Raw genomic sequence first — 15,549 nt, 5'->3', positions numbered from 1 at the left:
AAGAACTATGAAATTTAGAAATATATTATTAACAACTTTTGCTGCATCGGCATTTGTTATTGGAACTACATCATGCAGCGATAGTTTTCTGGATGAGAAAATGTACTCTAGTTATGGTCCGGAAGTATCAGATGTAAATGCGAAATTGGTAGGTCTGCACCGTCAATATGCTGCTATATGGGGAATGTCCAGTCAGCAGGGATTTGTAGGATGCTGGCAGGTAGGTACGGATGTAGGTGCTCCCGGTGACACTCAGGGGGTAGAGGTTCCTTTTTACAGATATCAGGAATTGAATGCAGAGAATGCAGGGGTAAGTTTCCTTTGGGAAAAATTATATGAGCTCATTAATAGTGCGAATCAGATTATCGCTTCACAAGCTGAAGGCGGTGATGCGGCGGCAACAGCCGAAGCCATGTTTTTTCGTGCTTATGCATACAATATGTTGGTGACATTATGGGGAGATGTACCTTTAGTGACAGAATCTACTAGTATTCCGCGTACAGATTATACCCGTAATGCGGTTGCCGAGGTGGATGGAGTCATTGATTCTGACTTGGTTTATGCCATGTCTAATCTTCCGGTAGTGGGAGCTGCCAAAAATGAAAGCCGTATAAATCAGGACATGGCAAGACAGTTGGCAGGAGAAGCCTATCTTCGGATGGGTATGCGTGATGCTTCCTATTTCAAGAAGGCGGAAGATGCGGTGACGCCTATTATAACAGGTGGTAAATATGAACTGATTTCAGCAAGATATGGTAAATATGCGGCCGAGCCGGGTGATTATTATCATGATATGTTCCGTTGGGGGAATCAGCGTCGTTCACAGGGGAATATGGAGGCTATCTGGACTTTCGAAATGGAGTATAACCGTGATGTGAATGGCGGTACAATTGATAATCCGCAACAACGTCGTAACTGGGTTCCTGCTTTCCATAAACTGGATGGTATGGTGAATGCGGATTCCATAGGCGGTCGTGGTAATGGCCGTTTGCGTATCAGCAATTTTGTGAAATACGGATTGTATGAGAAAGGTGATATCCGTAATTCTAATTATAATATCCGTCGTGTAATGTGGTATAACAAGCCCGGTTTTTCAAAAGAAGTTGGTATTGATGCTAAAGGGTTCTTGGTGGATAAAGACAAAGGTATAAGAAATGTGACATTAAAAACGGGCGACCAGGTCATCCCTCACGAGGGAGATTCATTGAACGTATTTTATCCTCATCCCACTAAATGGGGGGCTTATGATGAAACCGATGATTTTGGTTATGCTGTAGTGAAGGACTGGCCTGTGATGCGTTTGGGAGAAACTTACTTGCTCCGTGCAGAGGCTCGTTTCCGTCAGGGGAATACACAGGGGGCGGCTGATGACATCAATGTGTTGCGCGACCGTGCCTTTAAAGACTATCGTGCGGTGGCTCCGGGTGCTGGTAAAGTAACGGCTGATCAGATTGACATTGACTTCATTTTGGATGAACGTGCCCGTGAATTGATTAGTGAGGAGAACCGTCGTATGACTTTAGTCCGGACCAATACGTTGGCCGAACGTATCAAACTGAATGGGGATATGGAACCTGCCGCACCAAGCAATAAGGTGATTACAGGTTTTGATGCCAATATCCATACACTGCTTCCGATACCTCTCACCGAGATTCAATTGAACAAAGACGGAGATTTGAAACAGAATCCGGGTTATTGATTCTGTCGGATATAAGTAAGAAGATAGATATATAAAATATTGAAAGAGCATGAAGGGCATATCTCTTAAAGAGAGTGCCCTTATTTTATTTCCTCTAGTTTGGTAAATCCGACGTGATTTATTTCTTTAGAAAGAATAAAAAGCGGCTTTTGGCTGATTTCTGTCCTATTTTGCACGAATTATACCCCCTTTTTTATTAGCAGAATATGTATTTTTGAGGAATAAAAAACAGCTGTATCGGGTTGGAACTCGATGACAGGTAATGAATAACCCCATAAAATACTATGATGCGACTTTTATTATCTCTTTTATTGCTTTTGTCATTTTTGCAGATGAATGCACAGACTTATCCTAAAGTGATTCTTCCGGGTGATTATCCTGACCCTTCCATTATGCGTGACGGCAAGGATTACTACATGACTCATTCTCCTTTCTATTACGCTCCCGGATTCTTAATCTGGCACTCGCAGGATTTAATGAACTGGGAGCCGTTATGTCGTGTCATGCCTCAATATGAAGGCTCTGCCATGGCACCTGATTTGTTGAAATACAAAGATACTTATTATATTTATTATCCTGCCGCAGGAACCAATTGGGTGATGTGGGCGAAAGATATTCGTGGGCCGTGGAGTCTTCCCGTAGACTTGAAGGTAGGAGGAATTGACCCTGGTCATGTCGTGGATAGGGAGGGAAATCGCTATCTTTATGTGGATAAAGGGGAGGTGATCCGGTTAACAGAAGACGGACTTGCTACCGTTGGGGAGAAGAAGAAAGTATATGACGGATGGAAATATCCTGATCATTGGGATACGGAATGCATGTGTCTGGAGTCCCCGAAACTGAATGAACACAATGGCTACTATTATCTCACTTCTGCTCAAGGAGGAACCGCAGGACCCGCAACCAGCCACATGGTTGTATCAGCCCGTTCAAAAAGTGTGACCGGCCCCTGGGAGAATTCACCTTACAATCCCATTGTGCATACATATAGTGCAACGGATAGTTGGTGGTCTAAAGGCCACGGCACGTTGATAGATGATGTGAACGGCAACTGGTGGATTGTTTATCATGCATATGCCAATGGCTATCATACATTAGGACGCTCCACCTTGATTGAACCGATAGAATGGACGGAAGACGGCTGGTATCGTACCGTATCTGCCGCTACCCCTGTCACTCCGGAGCAGGAAATCAAACATGGATTGGAACTGTCCGATGATTTCAAAGGTCCTCAATTGGGACTTCAGTGGACTTTTTGGAAAGAATATGCTCCCAAATCCCTGACTTTCAAGGAGGATATCTTATGGATGAAGGCCAAAGGTCGGACTCCTGCCGACGGACGGGTGTTGTTGACCACCGCTGAAGACAAAAATTACGAAACACAAGTGGAAATCCGGACAGGGAATGGAAATGTGGCCGGGCTTATCCTGTATTATAATGAAAAGGCTTATGCCGGAGTCGTTTCCGATGGAAAGAGATTCTATATTTACCGGAATGCGGAGCACAAGACGGAACTTCCCAATCGTATTGGGAAACATTTCTTTGCCAGACTGCACAATTGCGGTAACCGTCTGTCCGTCGAGGTGAGTAAAGACGGGGAAGAATGGACTGTCCTTGCCAGTGATATGGATGTTTCCTCCTTGCATCACAATAATTATGGTGGTTTTTATGCTTTGCGTGTTGGTCTGTTTTCCGCTGGAAAAGGAAGTTCGGGTTTCAGCCGCTTCCGTTATCGGAATGCAGTTCCGCGAGAGAAAGATATGAGCGCCTATCTGATGGTCTTCCACAAAGACGAGGACCATGGACTTCACATGGCAATCAGTCCCGACGGCTACACTTTTACCGCCTTGAACGAAGGAAAGCCCGTCATAGCCGGAGATACGATAGCTGAACAGAAAGGTATCCGCGATCCGCATATCTTCCGTGGTCCGGATGGAGCATTCTATCTGTCGATGACCGATTTGCATATTTATGCGCAGCGTGACGGATATCGTGATACAGAATGGGAACGCGATGGAAAAGAGTACGGATGGGGTAACAACCGGGGGCTGGTATTGATGAAATCTTGGGATCTGATTCACTGGAAGCGTACTAATCTGCGCTTTGACAAATTATCTGCTGCTTACAGTGAGGTAGGTTGCGCTTGGGCTCCTGAAGTGACCTATGATGATAAAAAAGGAAAGTTGATGATGTATTTCACCATGCGCTTTAAGAATGAAGCGAACAAACTTTATTATGTATATGTCAATGACGACTTTGATAAGTTGGAAACTTTACCTCAGCTTCTTTTTCAATATCCCGATGAGAAGATTTCTGCTATCGATGCGGATATTACCCGTATAGAAGATAAATATCACATGTTTTACGTTTCGCACGATGGGGGCGCCGGTATCAAGCAGGCTGTTTCGGATAGGGTAAACAGTGATTACGAGTATAATGCCCGTTGGTATGATCCTGAACCCACGGCGTGCGAAGCTCCGAACTTGTGGAAACGCATTGGTGAGGATAGATGGGTGTTGATGTATGATGTGTACGGGCAGAAGGTTCATAATTTCGGATTCAGTGAAACTTCCGACTTCGTACATTTCACTCCTTTGGGACAGTTTAACCAAGGAGTGATGAGGACTACTAACTTTACTTCTCCCAAACATGGGGCAATCATTCATCTTACCCGCCAGGAAGCGGAACGCCTGGCAGAACATTGGGGGATGTCTTACGATGCTTTGCTTCCATCTGAATAAGAAACATTTTATATAAAATAATTCATGATGAGTAAACTGAGAAACAGCTTGTGTGAGTTGTGCACAGCTTTGATTTTCTTTTGCGGATGCAGCAATGAACCGTTGCAACCCATTCGTTCAGGTGAGATATGGCCTGATAACAACGGAGAGCATATCAATGCCCATGGGGGCGGAGTAATGTACCATGATGGAACATACTATTGGTTCGGTGAGAATAAATGCGATACTACCAGCAGTGCCATGGTGGGAGTAATGTGCTATTCTTCTCGGAATCTTACTGACTGGAAGAACGAAGGCGTAGCGCTTTCTGTTGTTGATAACGACAGCAGCGACATAGCGCGTGGATGTATATTGGAACGTCCTAAAGTGATATATAATGCGAAAACAGGGAAGTTTGTGATGTGGTTCCATCTGGAATTGAAAGGAAAAGGTTATGCAGCCGCCCGTGCCGGGGTAGCAGTCAGTGATACTCCTGCCGGTCCTTACCGTTTCATCCGTTCGGGACGTGTCAATGCTGGTAAGCTGCCTGTTGATATGGACGGACAGGCTGTTGCAGTGCTGGATACTCTGAATGCCAAGAATTATGAAAAATGGTGGACTCCCGAATGGACGGATGCTGTGAACAAAGGCTTGATAGTAAAGCGTGATTTGGATGGCGGACAGATGTCTCGCGATATGACTCTTTATGTAGATGAGGATGGTAAAGCCTACCATATTTACTCTTCCGAAGAAAACCTCACACTCCAAATAGCGGAATTGAGCGATGACTATCTTTCACACACAGGGAATTATGTGCGTGTGGCTCCGGCAGGACACAATGAGGCACCTGCTATCTTCAAAAAAGACGGAACCTACTGGATGATCACTTCCGGTTGTACCGGTTGGGCTCCCAATGAGGCTCGTATGTTCTCGTCTTCTTCCATCTTCGGACCGTGGTCTCAGCATCCCAACCCTTGTGTGGGACCTAAGTCGGAACTTACGTTTGGCGGACAGAGCACTTATATTCTGAAAGTGGGGGGGAAGAAAGACGCCTTTATATTTATGGCGGATATCTGGCGTCCGGAGCATCCCAGTGATGCCCGTTACATTTGGTTACCTGTTCAATTCAAGGAAGGAATTCCATACGTGGAGTGGATGGACAACTGGACACTGGATTTCTTTCAGTAATCCCTGTTGAAAATAGTCTGAAGGATGGAAAATAGTGCAATAGTCTGTTCTTGACTGATTATTGCATCCATCTTGCTCGATTTTACCCCTATGGTTGTCAATCAGATTTTTTATCTTTGCTATCGGTAAAAAGAGATAATAGGTATTAAAGATAGGTTTTTAGGAAGAAGGTTAACATACTGTGATGTGATAATAGAATTTTAGGTTAGGTTAAGTTAGAATTGAAGGCATATTTCGTGAGGAAATGTGCCTTTCTGTTTTCATTACCTTTCTAGGTTCGTATATTTGTAATGTCGAATTTGTGAAACTTAAAATAGAATATGCATGAAAAAGATTGGATTGTTTTTGTTGTTAGGTTTTTCTCTTTCGTGGCTGGTGTCTGCTTGCCAAGAACGTCAGCAGGAAAGACGGAAGGAAGTGCCTTTGGATTCTATTGTACTGAGTGACCCTTGCATTTTGGCAGACAGGAAGACGGCTATGTATTATATGACCGGAACCGGCGGTATGCTTTGGAAAAGCAAGGATTTGAAACTTTGGGAAGGACCGTTTCATGTGGCAAAGACTGATTCCGGTTCGTGGATGGGACCGAAACCAATGATTTGGGCTGCCGAGTTACATCCGTATAAGGGCAAGTATTATTATTTTGCCACTTTCACCAATCAGGCGGTGAAGATTGATACGGTACAAGGGAATGTAATAGAGCGCCGTGCCAGTCATGTTTTGGTGAGCGATAACCCGGACGGACCTTACGTTCCGATGAAGGATTCCACTTACCTGCCTGCTGATAAACTAACCTTGGATGGGACTTTCTGGGTGGATAAGGACGGAAAGCCTTATATGGTATATTGTTATGAATGGTTGCAAGCCTTGGACGGTACGATAGAGAAAATAGAACTGAAGCCTGACTTAAGTGGAACCATAGGCGAAGGGAAATTGCTGTTCCGTGCCAGCGAATCGCCGTGGAGCCGTGAAAAAGATGCGGATGGCAAGGACAAACCGAATAAAGTCACTGACGGTCCGTATCTATTCCGTACAGGAACAGGTAGACTCGGTATGATTTGGACTAGTTGGATTTATAATGTGTACACTCAGGGAGTGGCTTATTCTGAAAGCGGAACCTTGGATGGACCATGGATACAGGAGAAAGACCCGATTACTCCTCCCAATTTCGGTCATGGGATGTTGTTTCAGACCTTGGACGGTAAATGGTTGATGTCTGTACATAGTCATAAGGATGTAAACGGACGTTATATTCGTACTCCTCGCTTGTTTGAAGTCGATTTTTCCGGAGATAAATTGGTGGTGGGAAAACCATATATTCCTTGAAAGTGCTTTATCTTTTTTCGAGAGGAAAGGTAATTACTTTTGCTTTCAATGAAAAGAGATGTGTAGAAAGAGTTGGAAGGACAGCTTTATGAGTCTGTCCCTCCAAATAAATGACCGGGTTAATCCCAACCCGGATTCTGTTTCAGTGCACCCTGAGCCAGGTCTACCTCTTCCAAGGGGATAGCCCACAGATAGTCACGGTTGGTATTGAACTTGCGGGTTTCAATAAAAATGCTTTCTCCTTTTGCATTTACCCCGTATACTGGTTTAGTAACATCCTTTTCAGTTGTTTTATAGCTACGGGTATCAAACAGGTGCATTCCCTCGAAAGCAAATTCCAAACGACGTTCCAAACGGATAGCTTCGCGCATTTGATCTTTGGACAAGCCGGAAGGCAGAGGAGGAAGATTTACGCTGGGACGCTGACGGATTTGATTGACCGCATCATATACTTCCGTATCCGGAGCAGACAGATTTTCGTTACGAGCCTCGGCGAAGGTCAGCAGCACTTCTGCATAGCGGATATAGATAAAGTTGGTCCAGTCATAATTATTGATACCGTCATTGTCCGGATTGATATACTTTTTCATGCTATATCCTGTACGGGTATGGCTGCCATCTCCCATATTGTTCAGGTTGAAAGTCTTTCCTGCTATTTGTGACCCGTTCCACAGTACTGAGAAGCCTAGACGGGGGTCACGGTCGGCAAACGGGTCTTCCGGATTATAGAAAGGAGACTCTTTGATTGATTTGCCATCTTTGCATGGATAGGAGTCTATCAAGTCTTGAGTAGGTGATAAAGCTTCCCATCCTCCCATCATGACGGGAGCGAAGAACTGTCCTATATAACTGCCTTCATTAGAGTTTTTCGGGTTTTCCAGATATTCGCGATCAAAGATGATTTCGTTACATAACTCTGCTACAGGTTGGAACAAGTCACCATAGTTATCATACAGTCCATACACATTCATGCCCATTACTTTGCGTGCGGCAGCTTCCGCCACATCATATTTGTGTGCGTAGAAAGCAACTCTGGCTTTCAGTGCGTAGCAGGCTCCGGCACTCGGTTTTCCGTGGTCACTGTTGCTGCGGATATCGGGCAAGCTGGCTGCTGCTTTATCCAATAATCCTACTATATGATTATAAGTCTCCTCTTCAGAACTGCGTGAAGGAAGTTTCTCGTTCAGTTCCAACGGATGATCCAGCAGGGAGGCGCCACCCATATATTTTAATATGTTAGCGTATGAGAAAGCTTCGAGAAACTGTACTTCGGCTGTCAGTTGCGCTTTTTCTTTTTCATCCATCGGCACATCGCCTATATGCTCGTAAAATACCAGGCATCTGCGGATGCATTGATAGGCATTTTTCCATAATTGTAGGAAATGTGGGTTGCTGGAAGTTGCCGTACCAGCAGACAACTGTCCCTGTTCGGCTGTGACATGTACAGGAATAGCATTATCTGTGTAGCAGTCTGTCATGATAGTATGGTTTTCCGGTTCTATCAGATACAGAAAAATTCCGGTTGCAAATTTCTGGGCATCTTCTGCGTTTTTCCAGAAAGATGCATCGGATAATTGGTCTTTAGGATTTCTGTCCAGAAAACTGTCATTGCAAGAGCTCAGACCAAGGCCGCATGCCAATATTAATCCTATAAAGTTATATTTTAGTCTCATAGTTGTCAGTGTTTAGAATGTTACATTCAGACCGAAGGAATAATTTCGGGTCAATGGATAATAGTTGCCGCTGATGGCTTCGGGGTCTACACCGTCGAAGCCGGAAATCATAAAGAGATTGTCGATACTGCAATACACTCTCAAACGGCTGATTCCGTATTTGGATATCAGCTGTTTGGGCAGGCTGTAACCTACTTGCAGGTTTCTCAGCTTGGCATAAGAGGCATCCTGCATCCAGAAACTGGAAGTCACGCGGTTTTTGGAGTCACTCATGGATAATCGGGGATAAGTGGCATTCGGGTTTTCCGGAGTCCAACGGTCCAGATGCTGTTCCGTTACTTTACCGCCATTGTAGAAGGCATATCTGATTTCGGCTACAGGAGCACTCTTTACATCAGCTGCACCTTGCAGCAGTGCACTTAGGTCGAAGTCTTTATATTGAACTGAAAGATTCAGACCGAAGTTGATTTTCGGGAAGTAAGAACCCAATACTTGCCGGTCTTTGCTGTCTACTACTTTGTCTCCGTTCAGGTCACGGTATTTTAAGTCACCCGGAACCGGAGTACCCATGCTCTGTGTAGGATGATTCTTGATCTCTTCTTCGTTTTGGAAGATGCCGTCGCATACGTAGCCGTAATATGCCCACAGTGGGTCGCCTACGGATTGCCCCGGTGTGTCACCGCCTTTCAAATCCATGATTTTGGTAGTTACATAGCTGAAATTGGCTCCGATAGAATAGCTCCAATCATTGATACGGTTGTTATGTCCCAGTTGCAGTTCGATACCGGTATTACGCACTACGCCGGCATTTTGCATCGGAGCGCTGACTCCCATCATGTTGGGAACTGGAAGTTGCAGTAATATGTCCCGTGTTTCCTTGCGGAACCAGTCTGCGCCCAATGTCAGTTTATTGCCCAAAAAAGCGGCGTCCACACCTACGTTCCATTGATCGGTTTTCTCCCACGTAATATCTTGGTTAGCCATCGGGTTGGAAATGGAAATACCCGGAGTCAAAGTGTTGCCGAAACTATAGTCATAACCGAACAGATAGGTGTTCTGATACGGATAATAGTTAGAACTGTTGTCCGAGTTTACGGTTTCCTGATTACCTAGCAATCCCCATGATGCACGTAGTTTCAAATTATCCACCCAATCGGCTTTGAAGAACTCTTCTTCCGATATTCTCCATCCGATGGAGAAAGAGGGGAATGCGCCGAAGCGGTTGTTCTTGGGGAAGCGTGAAGTGCCGTCATAACGCAGGTTGGCTTCTAGCAGATAGCGGTCATCGTATGAATAATTCACGCGTCCGAAAGCTGAGCGGAGGGCGTATTCTATTTCTGTACCGTATGTTGTCTGTCCTGTCACTTCACCGGCGTTGATCTGGTCCAGTGAGTTGGAGTTGGGCAGGTTCTTACGGTAAGCTTGCAGATAGCGTGTCTGTTTATAAATTTGTGAGTAACCTAATAAGGCTCCTATTGTGTGTTTGCCGAAGGTTTTATTATAGTCCAGATAAGCTTGCAAGTTCAGTTCCATACTTTTGATGTCATATTCTGTGATGGAGTTAGTGGTTTTCTTTACCGGTGTGTCTGAACCTGCCTGATAGAATGTCATGGTATTTACGTGGGTGGGATTGTCGGTCAGGTTGAAAGTCGAGGCGGCGACTCCTCTCAGTTTCAGTCCGTCTATGATGTCCAGTTCCATTCCTACGTTACCTTGGAAATTGCTGTTTATCTCTTTGTAGGTTCCTCCTTCACGTGCATAGGCTACGGAGTTGTGCTCGTTTTTGAATAAAGCATAGTTGCCGTTGCTCAATTGGATGGGAGTAACCGGAGTCTCACGGAAAGCATAGTGCATCAGGTTGCTGATACCTGCCGCCGGAGCAGTCATATTACTGCGGTATACCGCCATATTTGTAGTCAGTTTCAGACGACTGTTTATCTGAGCGTCAATGTTGGCACGTACATTGAACTTGTTGTAGTTGGTATTGACTATCAATCCGTCTTTATCATGATAGTTGAATGCCAGCGAGTAAGTTACTTTGTCTCCACCGCCTTTGATACTCAAGTGATGGTTGTTGAACAGGCCGTTTTCACTTAATAGCGTACCCAGCCAGTCGGAATTGGGATAAAAGTCGGGATCACTTCCGTCTTTGAACTTTTGTAGGGCTGTTTCGTCATACGGACCTTTCAAACCGTCATTGGTGTAAGCTTCATTCATCAGCACTGCATAATTGTAAGAATCCAAAAATTTGGGCATACGTGAGGCACTTTGCCAGCCTACATATCCATCGTATGATACAATGGTACGTCCTTTGGTTCCCTTTTTGGTTGTGATAAGGATAACGCCATTGGCAGCACGTACACCATAAATGGCTGAGGCGGCTGCATCTTTTAATATAGAGATGTTTTCAATATCGTTGGGGTCCACGCTGCTCATGGTAGATTCTACACCATCCACCACAACCATGGCACTGGCATCTCCCATAGTTCCTAGACCACGCACACGCAGTACTCCGGCATCAGCTCCCGGCTGGCCGGTATTTTGGATAATGGTGACACCTGGCATTTGTCCTGCCAGCATGTTGGTGACATTGGCACTGGTGCGGTTGACTAGCTTATCGGATGAGATGGTTGCCACAGAACCTGTCAGATTTACTTTTTTTTGAGTACCGTATCCTACTACTACCACTTCATCTAAAGATTCTGTATCTTCTTTCAAGATAATGGTGTAACTGTTGCTGTTGCCTACGGTAATTTGTTGGTCGTTGTAACCGATATACGAAACTTTCAGTTTAGCCCCTACGGATACATTTAATGTGAATTTGCCATCCACATCTGTAATAGTACCGTTGGTGCTTCCCACTTCTACTACATTGGCACCGATTACAGGAGCTCCGCTTGTATCATTTACGATACCCGTAATTTGTTTGACATGCTGTTGCACGATGGCAGTTGACTGCGAAGCCCACAAAGGCATTGGGAAAGCCATTCCGGCAAATAGTGTAAGACACGCATAAAAAGAGGCTTTTTTCAAAATTACGTGTGTCTTTACACAATTTTCCCTTCTTTTCTGGTAGAATTGCATAGATTAATAAGGTTAAATTAGTAAATAGTTTGGTTTAGGGATCTTATTCCCTTTCTATTTCAGTTGCTGCAAATGTATTATTTTATAAGAATATAACGCTATCTTTTCTTTTATTTTTTTTTGTTATTCTTAATAAATTACAGGCTATGAAACACTCATGGTGGCGATTTTAAGAGAGAATGCATGTTATTTTGTACGTTCCTTATAAATGGAATATCGCATATTGCTCAAAAAAACAAATAACATGATTCAATGAGATAAAGATGTTAAATATCAGTTTCAAGGATCATTTTTCCTAATCGGTTTATGAAAGACTCTTCCTTTCCCCTCCTTTTTCTTGTTAACCATTCACTATTATTTCATCTATTCACAAATCTCCTTATCATCTTTCTCATCCGGATAGTCACTTTTATGTAGCAAAACAAGTAAGTGTACTTACTTCGTCATTTTAAGTATACTTACTTGTTTCATGAAGTGCACTTACTTTTTGCAACTTCAATATGAGTGAAATTTATGCCGGTATATGTTTTTTATATGCTTCAAAGACAAAACGTATTTCATCGTAAGAAGTATATTCGCCTAACTTTTCTTTTATTTCCTTCACTCCTTGTGGCAGAGAGGAGAATTTCTGGAGATGAGCTGTAATATAATTTATTTTTTCTTGGTCGACTAATTCTTGTAGTTTGATATCTCCGGTCCGGACATAGTGTAAAAGGTGGTTGCTGATGGTACCGGTAGTCAATTCCCGGAATTCAGCGATTTCCTTTACCTTCATCCCTTCTTTAAATAATCTGAAACTGACCTTTTTGGTGTCTTCTTTATTTTTTTTTATTTTCCCGGGGAACAAATACGGTTCTTATTTCAGGGCGTTGCAGATTTTGTTCTTTCATATAATTCCGGATAATTCCCAGAAGTTCCAAACCATAATTCTCTACCCCCTTACGTCCGAAATAAGGGACAGCTTCCAATGATTCTGCATCATTAGGCAATAGATTGACCATTCCCAACAGAGCTTTTTGCTGGATAATGACATAGGCCGGCATACCGGTTTCTTTTGCTTTAGTTCCACGCCATTCGGTGATTTTCCGATAAAGTTCTGGATGGAGTATGTCGTTGGGAACTTCAATTCTCTTCCGTTCTCTGGATACGCGTTCTCTGGGGGTGCGCTCTTTTCTGTCGTGTGCCGTTGTACCTGAGGAGTTTTTATTATCGGTTTCGCTTAAAAGGATATACGCTTTTTTACGTAGATAGTCACTGGCGTGAAAACCATTATCTTCTACATATTGTAGCAAGGAAAGTTTCTGTGTCAAAGTGTTTAAGAACTCTTCCAAGGTGTTGTTCGTTTTCTTTCTTAGTTCTTTATTGTCCGTGGGAAGATTGGTCGCTTCAGCCAGTTTATGGAAAGGGCGTAGTTTTTGTTCAAAATAGGCGGCTCCTTTTATGATGCGTATTTGTAGGTCGTTATTCGTATTATAATCAGTAGATTGTGTTACCAGACGTTCATATTGTTTGTGAAAACGATAGGATACATCCACTATCTCAGTAGTAAATATTTGTATCTGCTTTTTATATTCTGCCAGTAACTGAGGGAAGAGCTTGTAGAAATGTTCGTCAATCAGTCGGGCTTGCTCATTGAATGAACGGGCTATCGGTGAGAAATCGAATAGCTCGCTAACGAGATTGAGAAAATAAGTTTGTTGCATGGCATGGAGTAATTCTTCATTGGGGGTATGTGTTTCTATATACTGATTATAGTCATCGATTATTGTATCGTTGATAATGGCGTTGACGGAAAGTGGGGAACTGAGAACCATCCCTTCCAATGTTTTGCATCGGCTCAGGGCAACGTATGCCTGTCCGTGGGCGAAAGCGGAGCGGGCGTCAATAATGGCGTGTTCAAAAGTCAGTCCTTGGCTTTTATGAATAGTGATGCCCCATGCCAGTTTTACAGGGTATTGCTTGAAGACTCCTTCTTGTTCCTCGGTTATTTCCTTTGTTTCTTCATTTAGCACATATTTGCTGTTTGTCCATTCCTCGGGTTGGACAATGATTTTTTCATTCTTTTCTTTGGTGCGGACGGTAAATCCATCCTCATCTATAGAAGTGATTTCGCCAATCATACCATTGTAATAACGTTTTTCCGGGGAAGGGTCATTTTTGACGAACATGATTTGCGCTCCTTTTTTCAGCATCAATGTTTCATCTGTAGGATAAGAATATTCAGGAAAAATTCCGGTGACTTCTGCCTTGTAACTGAAAACCGGTTCTTTGATGAGTGAAAGCTCGTGATCATTAATCTGTTGTGCTTGGTAATTGTGAGTGGTGAGTTGGATATATCCTTTTTCTTTGACAGGATGGAAATTGGGAATATATCTTTGGTTCAATTCTGCGAGTGTCTGTTCGTCGGCTTTATTCTCCCGGACTTTGTTCAGCAAGGAAAGGAAATAGGGGTCGTTCTGGCGGTAGACTTGTTTCAGTTCGATGGTGGCGTAGGTGGTTTCTTTCAAGGCGCGGCTTCCGAAGAAATAGGAGGTATCATAATAGTGACTCAGCATATTCCATTCCGTTTCTTTCACTACGGGGGCAAGCTGTTGCAGGTCACCAATCATCAGCAATTGTACGCCTCCAAAGGGTTTGTATCGGTCCCGATACCGGCGGAGTACGGAGTCGATGGCATCCAGCAGATCTGCCCTCACCATACTTATTTCATCAATGATCAGCAGATCCATGCTTCGGATGATGTTAATTTTTTCTTTGCTGAACCGGAAATGTTTTTGTTCGGTATTGAACGTGGTATCGGGGATGAAAGGTGCAAATGGCAGTTGGAAAAAGGAGTGGATGGTAACGCCTCCCGCATTGATGGCAGCTATTCCGGTGGGGGCGACTATGACTGTGCGTTTGGGAGATTCTTTCTTCAGATTGTGTAGGAAGGTTGTTTTTCCGGTTCCTGCTTTTCCGGTGAGGAAGAGATGGGTGCCAGTATTCTCTATTATTTGCCAGGCACGCTGTAGTTCTGGGTTGTTCATTATTTCCTAATGTTAGTATATTATTGGATAAAGTTACTGCTTTTATTTAAGGCGGGGAAACTTTGGAGGAATATTTTCTTTGTTTGGTGGATTACTATCGTTGTTGGAGGCATAAAATTTGAGGTAGCTTTCATTTGCTTTTAAAAGTAAAAGTGTATATTTGTACCATTATTCTCCTTTTATTTAATACGGTTTGATAGGCAATGAGCATTGATTTGAATGCATTTAATAAATTCTTTATAGACTACCAGCAACGTTTTGTCCACTTTGCCTGTACTTATGTGCATGATGAAGCTGTTGCCGAAGATTTTGTTGTGGAATCAATGATGTACTATTGGGAGAACAAAGATCGTTTGTCTGCTGATACTAATATTCCGGCTTATGTCTTGACCACGATAAAGCATAAGTGTATTGACTATTTGCGCCATCAACAAGTTTATCAGGATGCTTCTGACGAAATAGCCCGAATCTATGCATGGGAATTGTCGGGCAGAATCATGACTTTGGAAGATTTCGAGCCCTATGAGGTTTTTACAAAGGAAATACAGGAGATTGTTGATAGGATACTGGATGCTTTGCCCGAACAGACTCGGAAAATCTTTGTGATGAGTCGTAATGAAAATAAATCCCATAAAGAAATAGCAGAACTATTGGATATTACAACTAAGGGAGTGGAATTTCATATATCGAAAGCTACCAGGACGTTACGTCTTGCATTGAAGGATTATCTGCCGGTATCCTTACTTTTTTTCTATTTGCATTAAAAAAAACAGTTTTTCACTAGGGAATGTTCTTTCCCATCCGCTATTACTATAAATACGTAAAACAAAAGT

General features: G+C 43.3%; 7 protein-coding genes and 1 pseudogene. 5 read left to right on the top strand and 3 right to left on the bottom strand.

Annotated features, from left to right (window positions below):
* Positions 1–7: 7 nt before the first annotated feature.
* From BVU_RS02605 to BVU_RS02590, 4 genes are all read left to right on the top strand, one after another.
* Positions 8–1,699 carry a RagB/SusD family nutrient uptake outer membrane protein gene (locus tag BVU_RS02605; protein WP_011964783.1) on the top strand — a complete coding sequence of 564 codons (1,692 nt, stop codon included), beginning with the start codon at positions 8–10 and terminating at the stop codon, positions 1,697–1,699.
* 284 nt (positions 1,700–1,983) lie between these two features.
* Positions 1,984–4,440, top strand: a complete 2,457-nt coding sequence (locus BVU_RS02600) for a family 43 glycosylhydrolase (protein WP_011964782.1) — start codon at positions 1,984–1,986, stop codon at positions 4,438–4,440.
* A gap of 24 nt (positions 4,441–4,464) precedes the next feature.
* Complete coding sequence (locus BVU_RS02595; RefSeq protein WP_011964781.1) at positions 4,465–5,607, top strand: glycoside hydrolase family 43 protein; 1,143 nt, start codon at positions 4,465–4,467, stop codon at positions 5,605–5,607.
* 324 nt (positions 5,608–5,931) lie between these two features.
* The gene (locus tag BVU_RS02590) at positions 5,932–6,933 is read left to right on the top strand and encodes a glycoside hydrolase family 43 protein (protein WP_011964780.1); all 1,002 of its coding nucleotides are present in this window, start codon (positions 5,932–5,934) and stop codon (positions 6,931–6,933) included.
* A 119-nt stretch (positions 6,934–7,052) separates the two neighbouring features.
* On the opposite strand, the gene BVU_RS02585 is transcribed toward BVU_RS02590, so the two are convergent.
* From BVU_RS02585 to BVU_RS02575, 3 genes and pseudogenes are all read right to left on the bottom strand, one after another.
* Positions 7,053–8,606 (bottom strand): RagB/SusD family nutrient uptake outer membrane protein, encoded by a 1,554-nt coding sequence (locus BVU_RS02585; protein ID WP_011964779.1) that lies wholly within the window; start codon positions 8,604–8,606, stop codon positions 7,053–7,055.
* Between the two features lie 12 nt (positions 8,607–8,618).
* On the bottom strand, positions 8,619–11,690 hold the full coding sequence (locus BVU_RS02580; RefSeq protein ID WP_041174394.1) for a SusC/RagA family TonB-linked outer membrane protein: 3,072 nt from the start codon (positions 11,688–11,690) through the stop codon (positions 8,619–8,621).
* Between the two features lie 511 nt (positions 11,691–12,201).
* A pseudogene (locus BVU_RS02575) lies at positions 12,202–14,716 on the bottom strand (helix-turn-helix domain-containing protein).
* Between the two features lie 203 nt (positions 14,717–14,919).
* Between BVU_RS02575 and BVU_RS02570 the strand changes: the two are divergent.
* Positions 14,920–15,480, top strand: coding sequence for an RNA polymerase sigma-70 factor (locus BVU_RS02570; RefSeq protein WP_011964776.1), 561 nt, complete (start codon positions 14,920–14,922; stop codon positions 15,478–15,480).
* The last annotated feature ends 69 nt before the right edge of the window (positions 15,481–15,549 follow it).

The sequence above is a fragment of the Phocaeicola vulgatus ATCC 8482 genome, from assembly GCF_000012825.1.
Lineage (GTDB): Bacteria > Bacteroidota > Bacteroidia > Bacteroidales > Bacteroidaceae > Phocaeicola > Phocaeicola vulgatus.
This window is presented reverse-complemented; position numbering and strand designations above follow the sequence as displayed.

What these genes read in the sequence shown, in the direction of transcription:
- BVU_RS02605 (WP_011964783.1), top strand. Translation starts at nt 8, where the DNA reads ATGAAATTTAGAAATATATTATTAACAACTTTTGCTGCATCGGCATTT.
- BVU_RS02600 (WP_011964782.1), top strand. Translation starts at nt 1,984, where the DNA reads ATGATGCGACTTTTATTATCTCTTTTATTGCTTTTGTCATTTTTGCAG.
- BVU_RS02595 (WP_011964781.1), top strand. Translation starts at nt 4,465, where the DNA reads ATGATGAGTAAACTGAGAAACAGCTTGTGTGAGTTGTGCACAGCTTTG.
- BVU_RS02590 (WP_011964780.1), top strand. Translation starts at nt 5,932, where the DNA reads ATGAAAAAGATTGGATTGTTTTTGTTGTTAGGTTTTTCTCTTTCGTGG.
- BVU_RS02585 (WP_011964779.1), bottom strand. Translation starts at nt 8,606, where the DNA reads ATGAGACTAAAATATAACTTTATAGGATTAATATTGGCATGCGGCCTT.
- BVU_RS02580 (WP_041174394.1), bottom strand. Translation starts at nt 11,690, where the DNA reads ATGCAATTCTACCAGAAAAGAAGGGAAAATTGTGTAAAGACACACGTA.
- BVU_RS02570 (WP_011964776.1), top strand. Translation starts at nt 14,920, where the DNA reads ATGAGCATTGATTTGAATGCATTTAATAAATTCTTTATAGACTACCAG.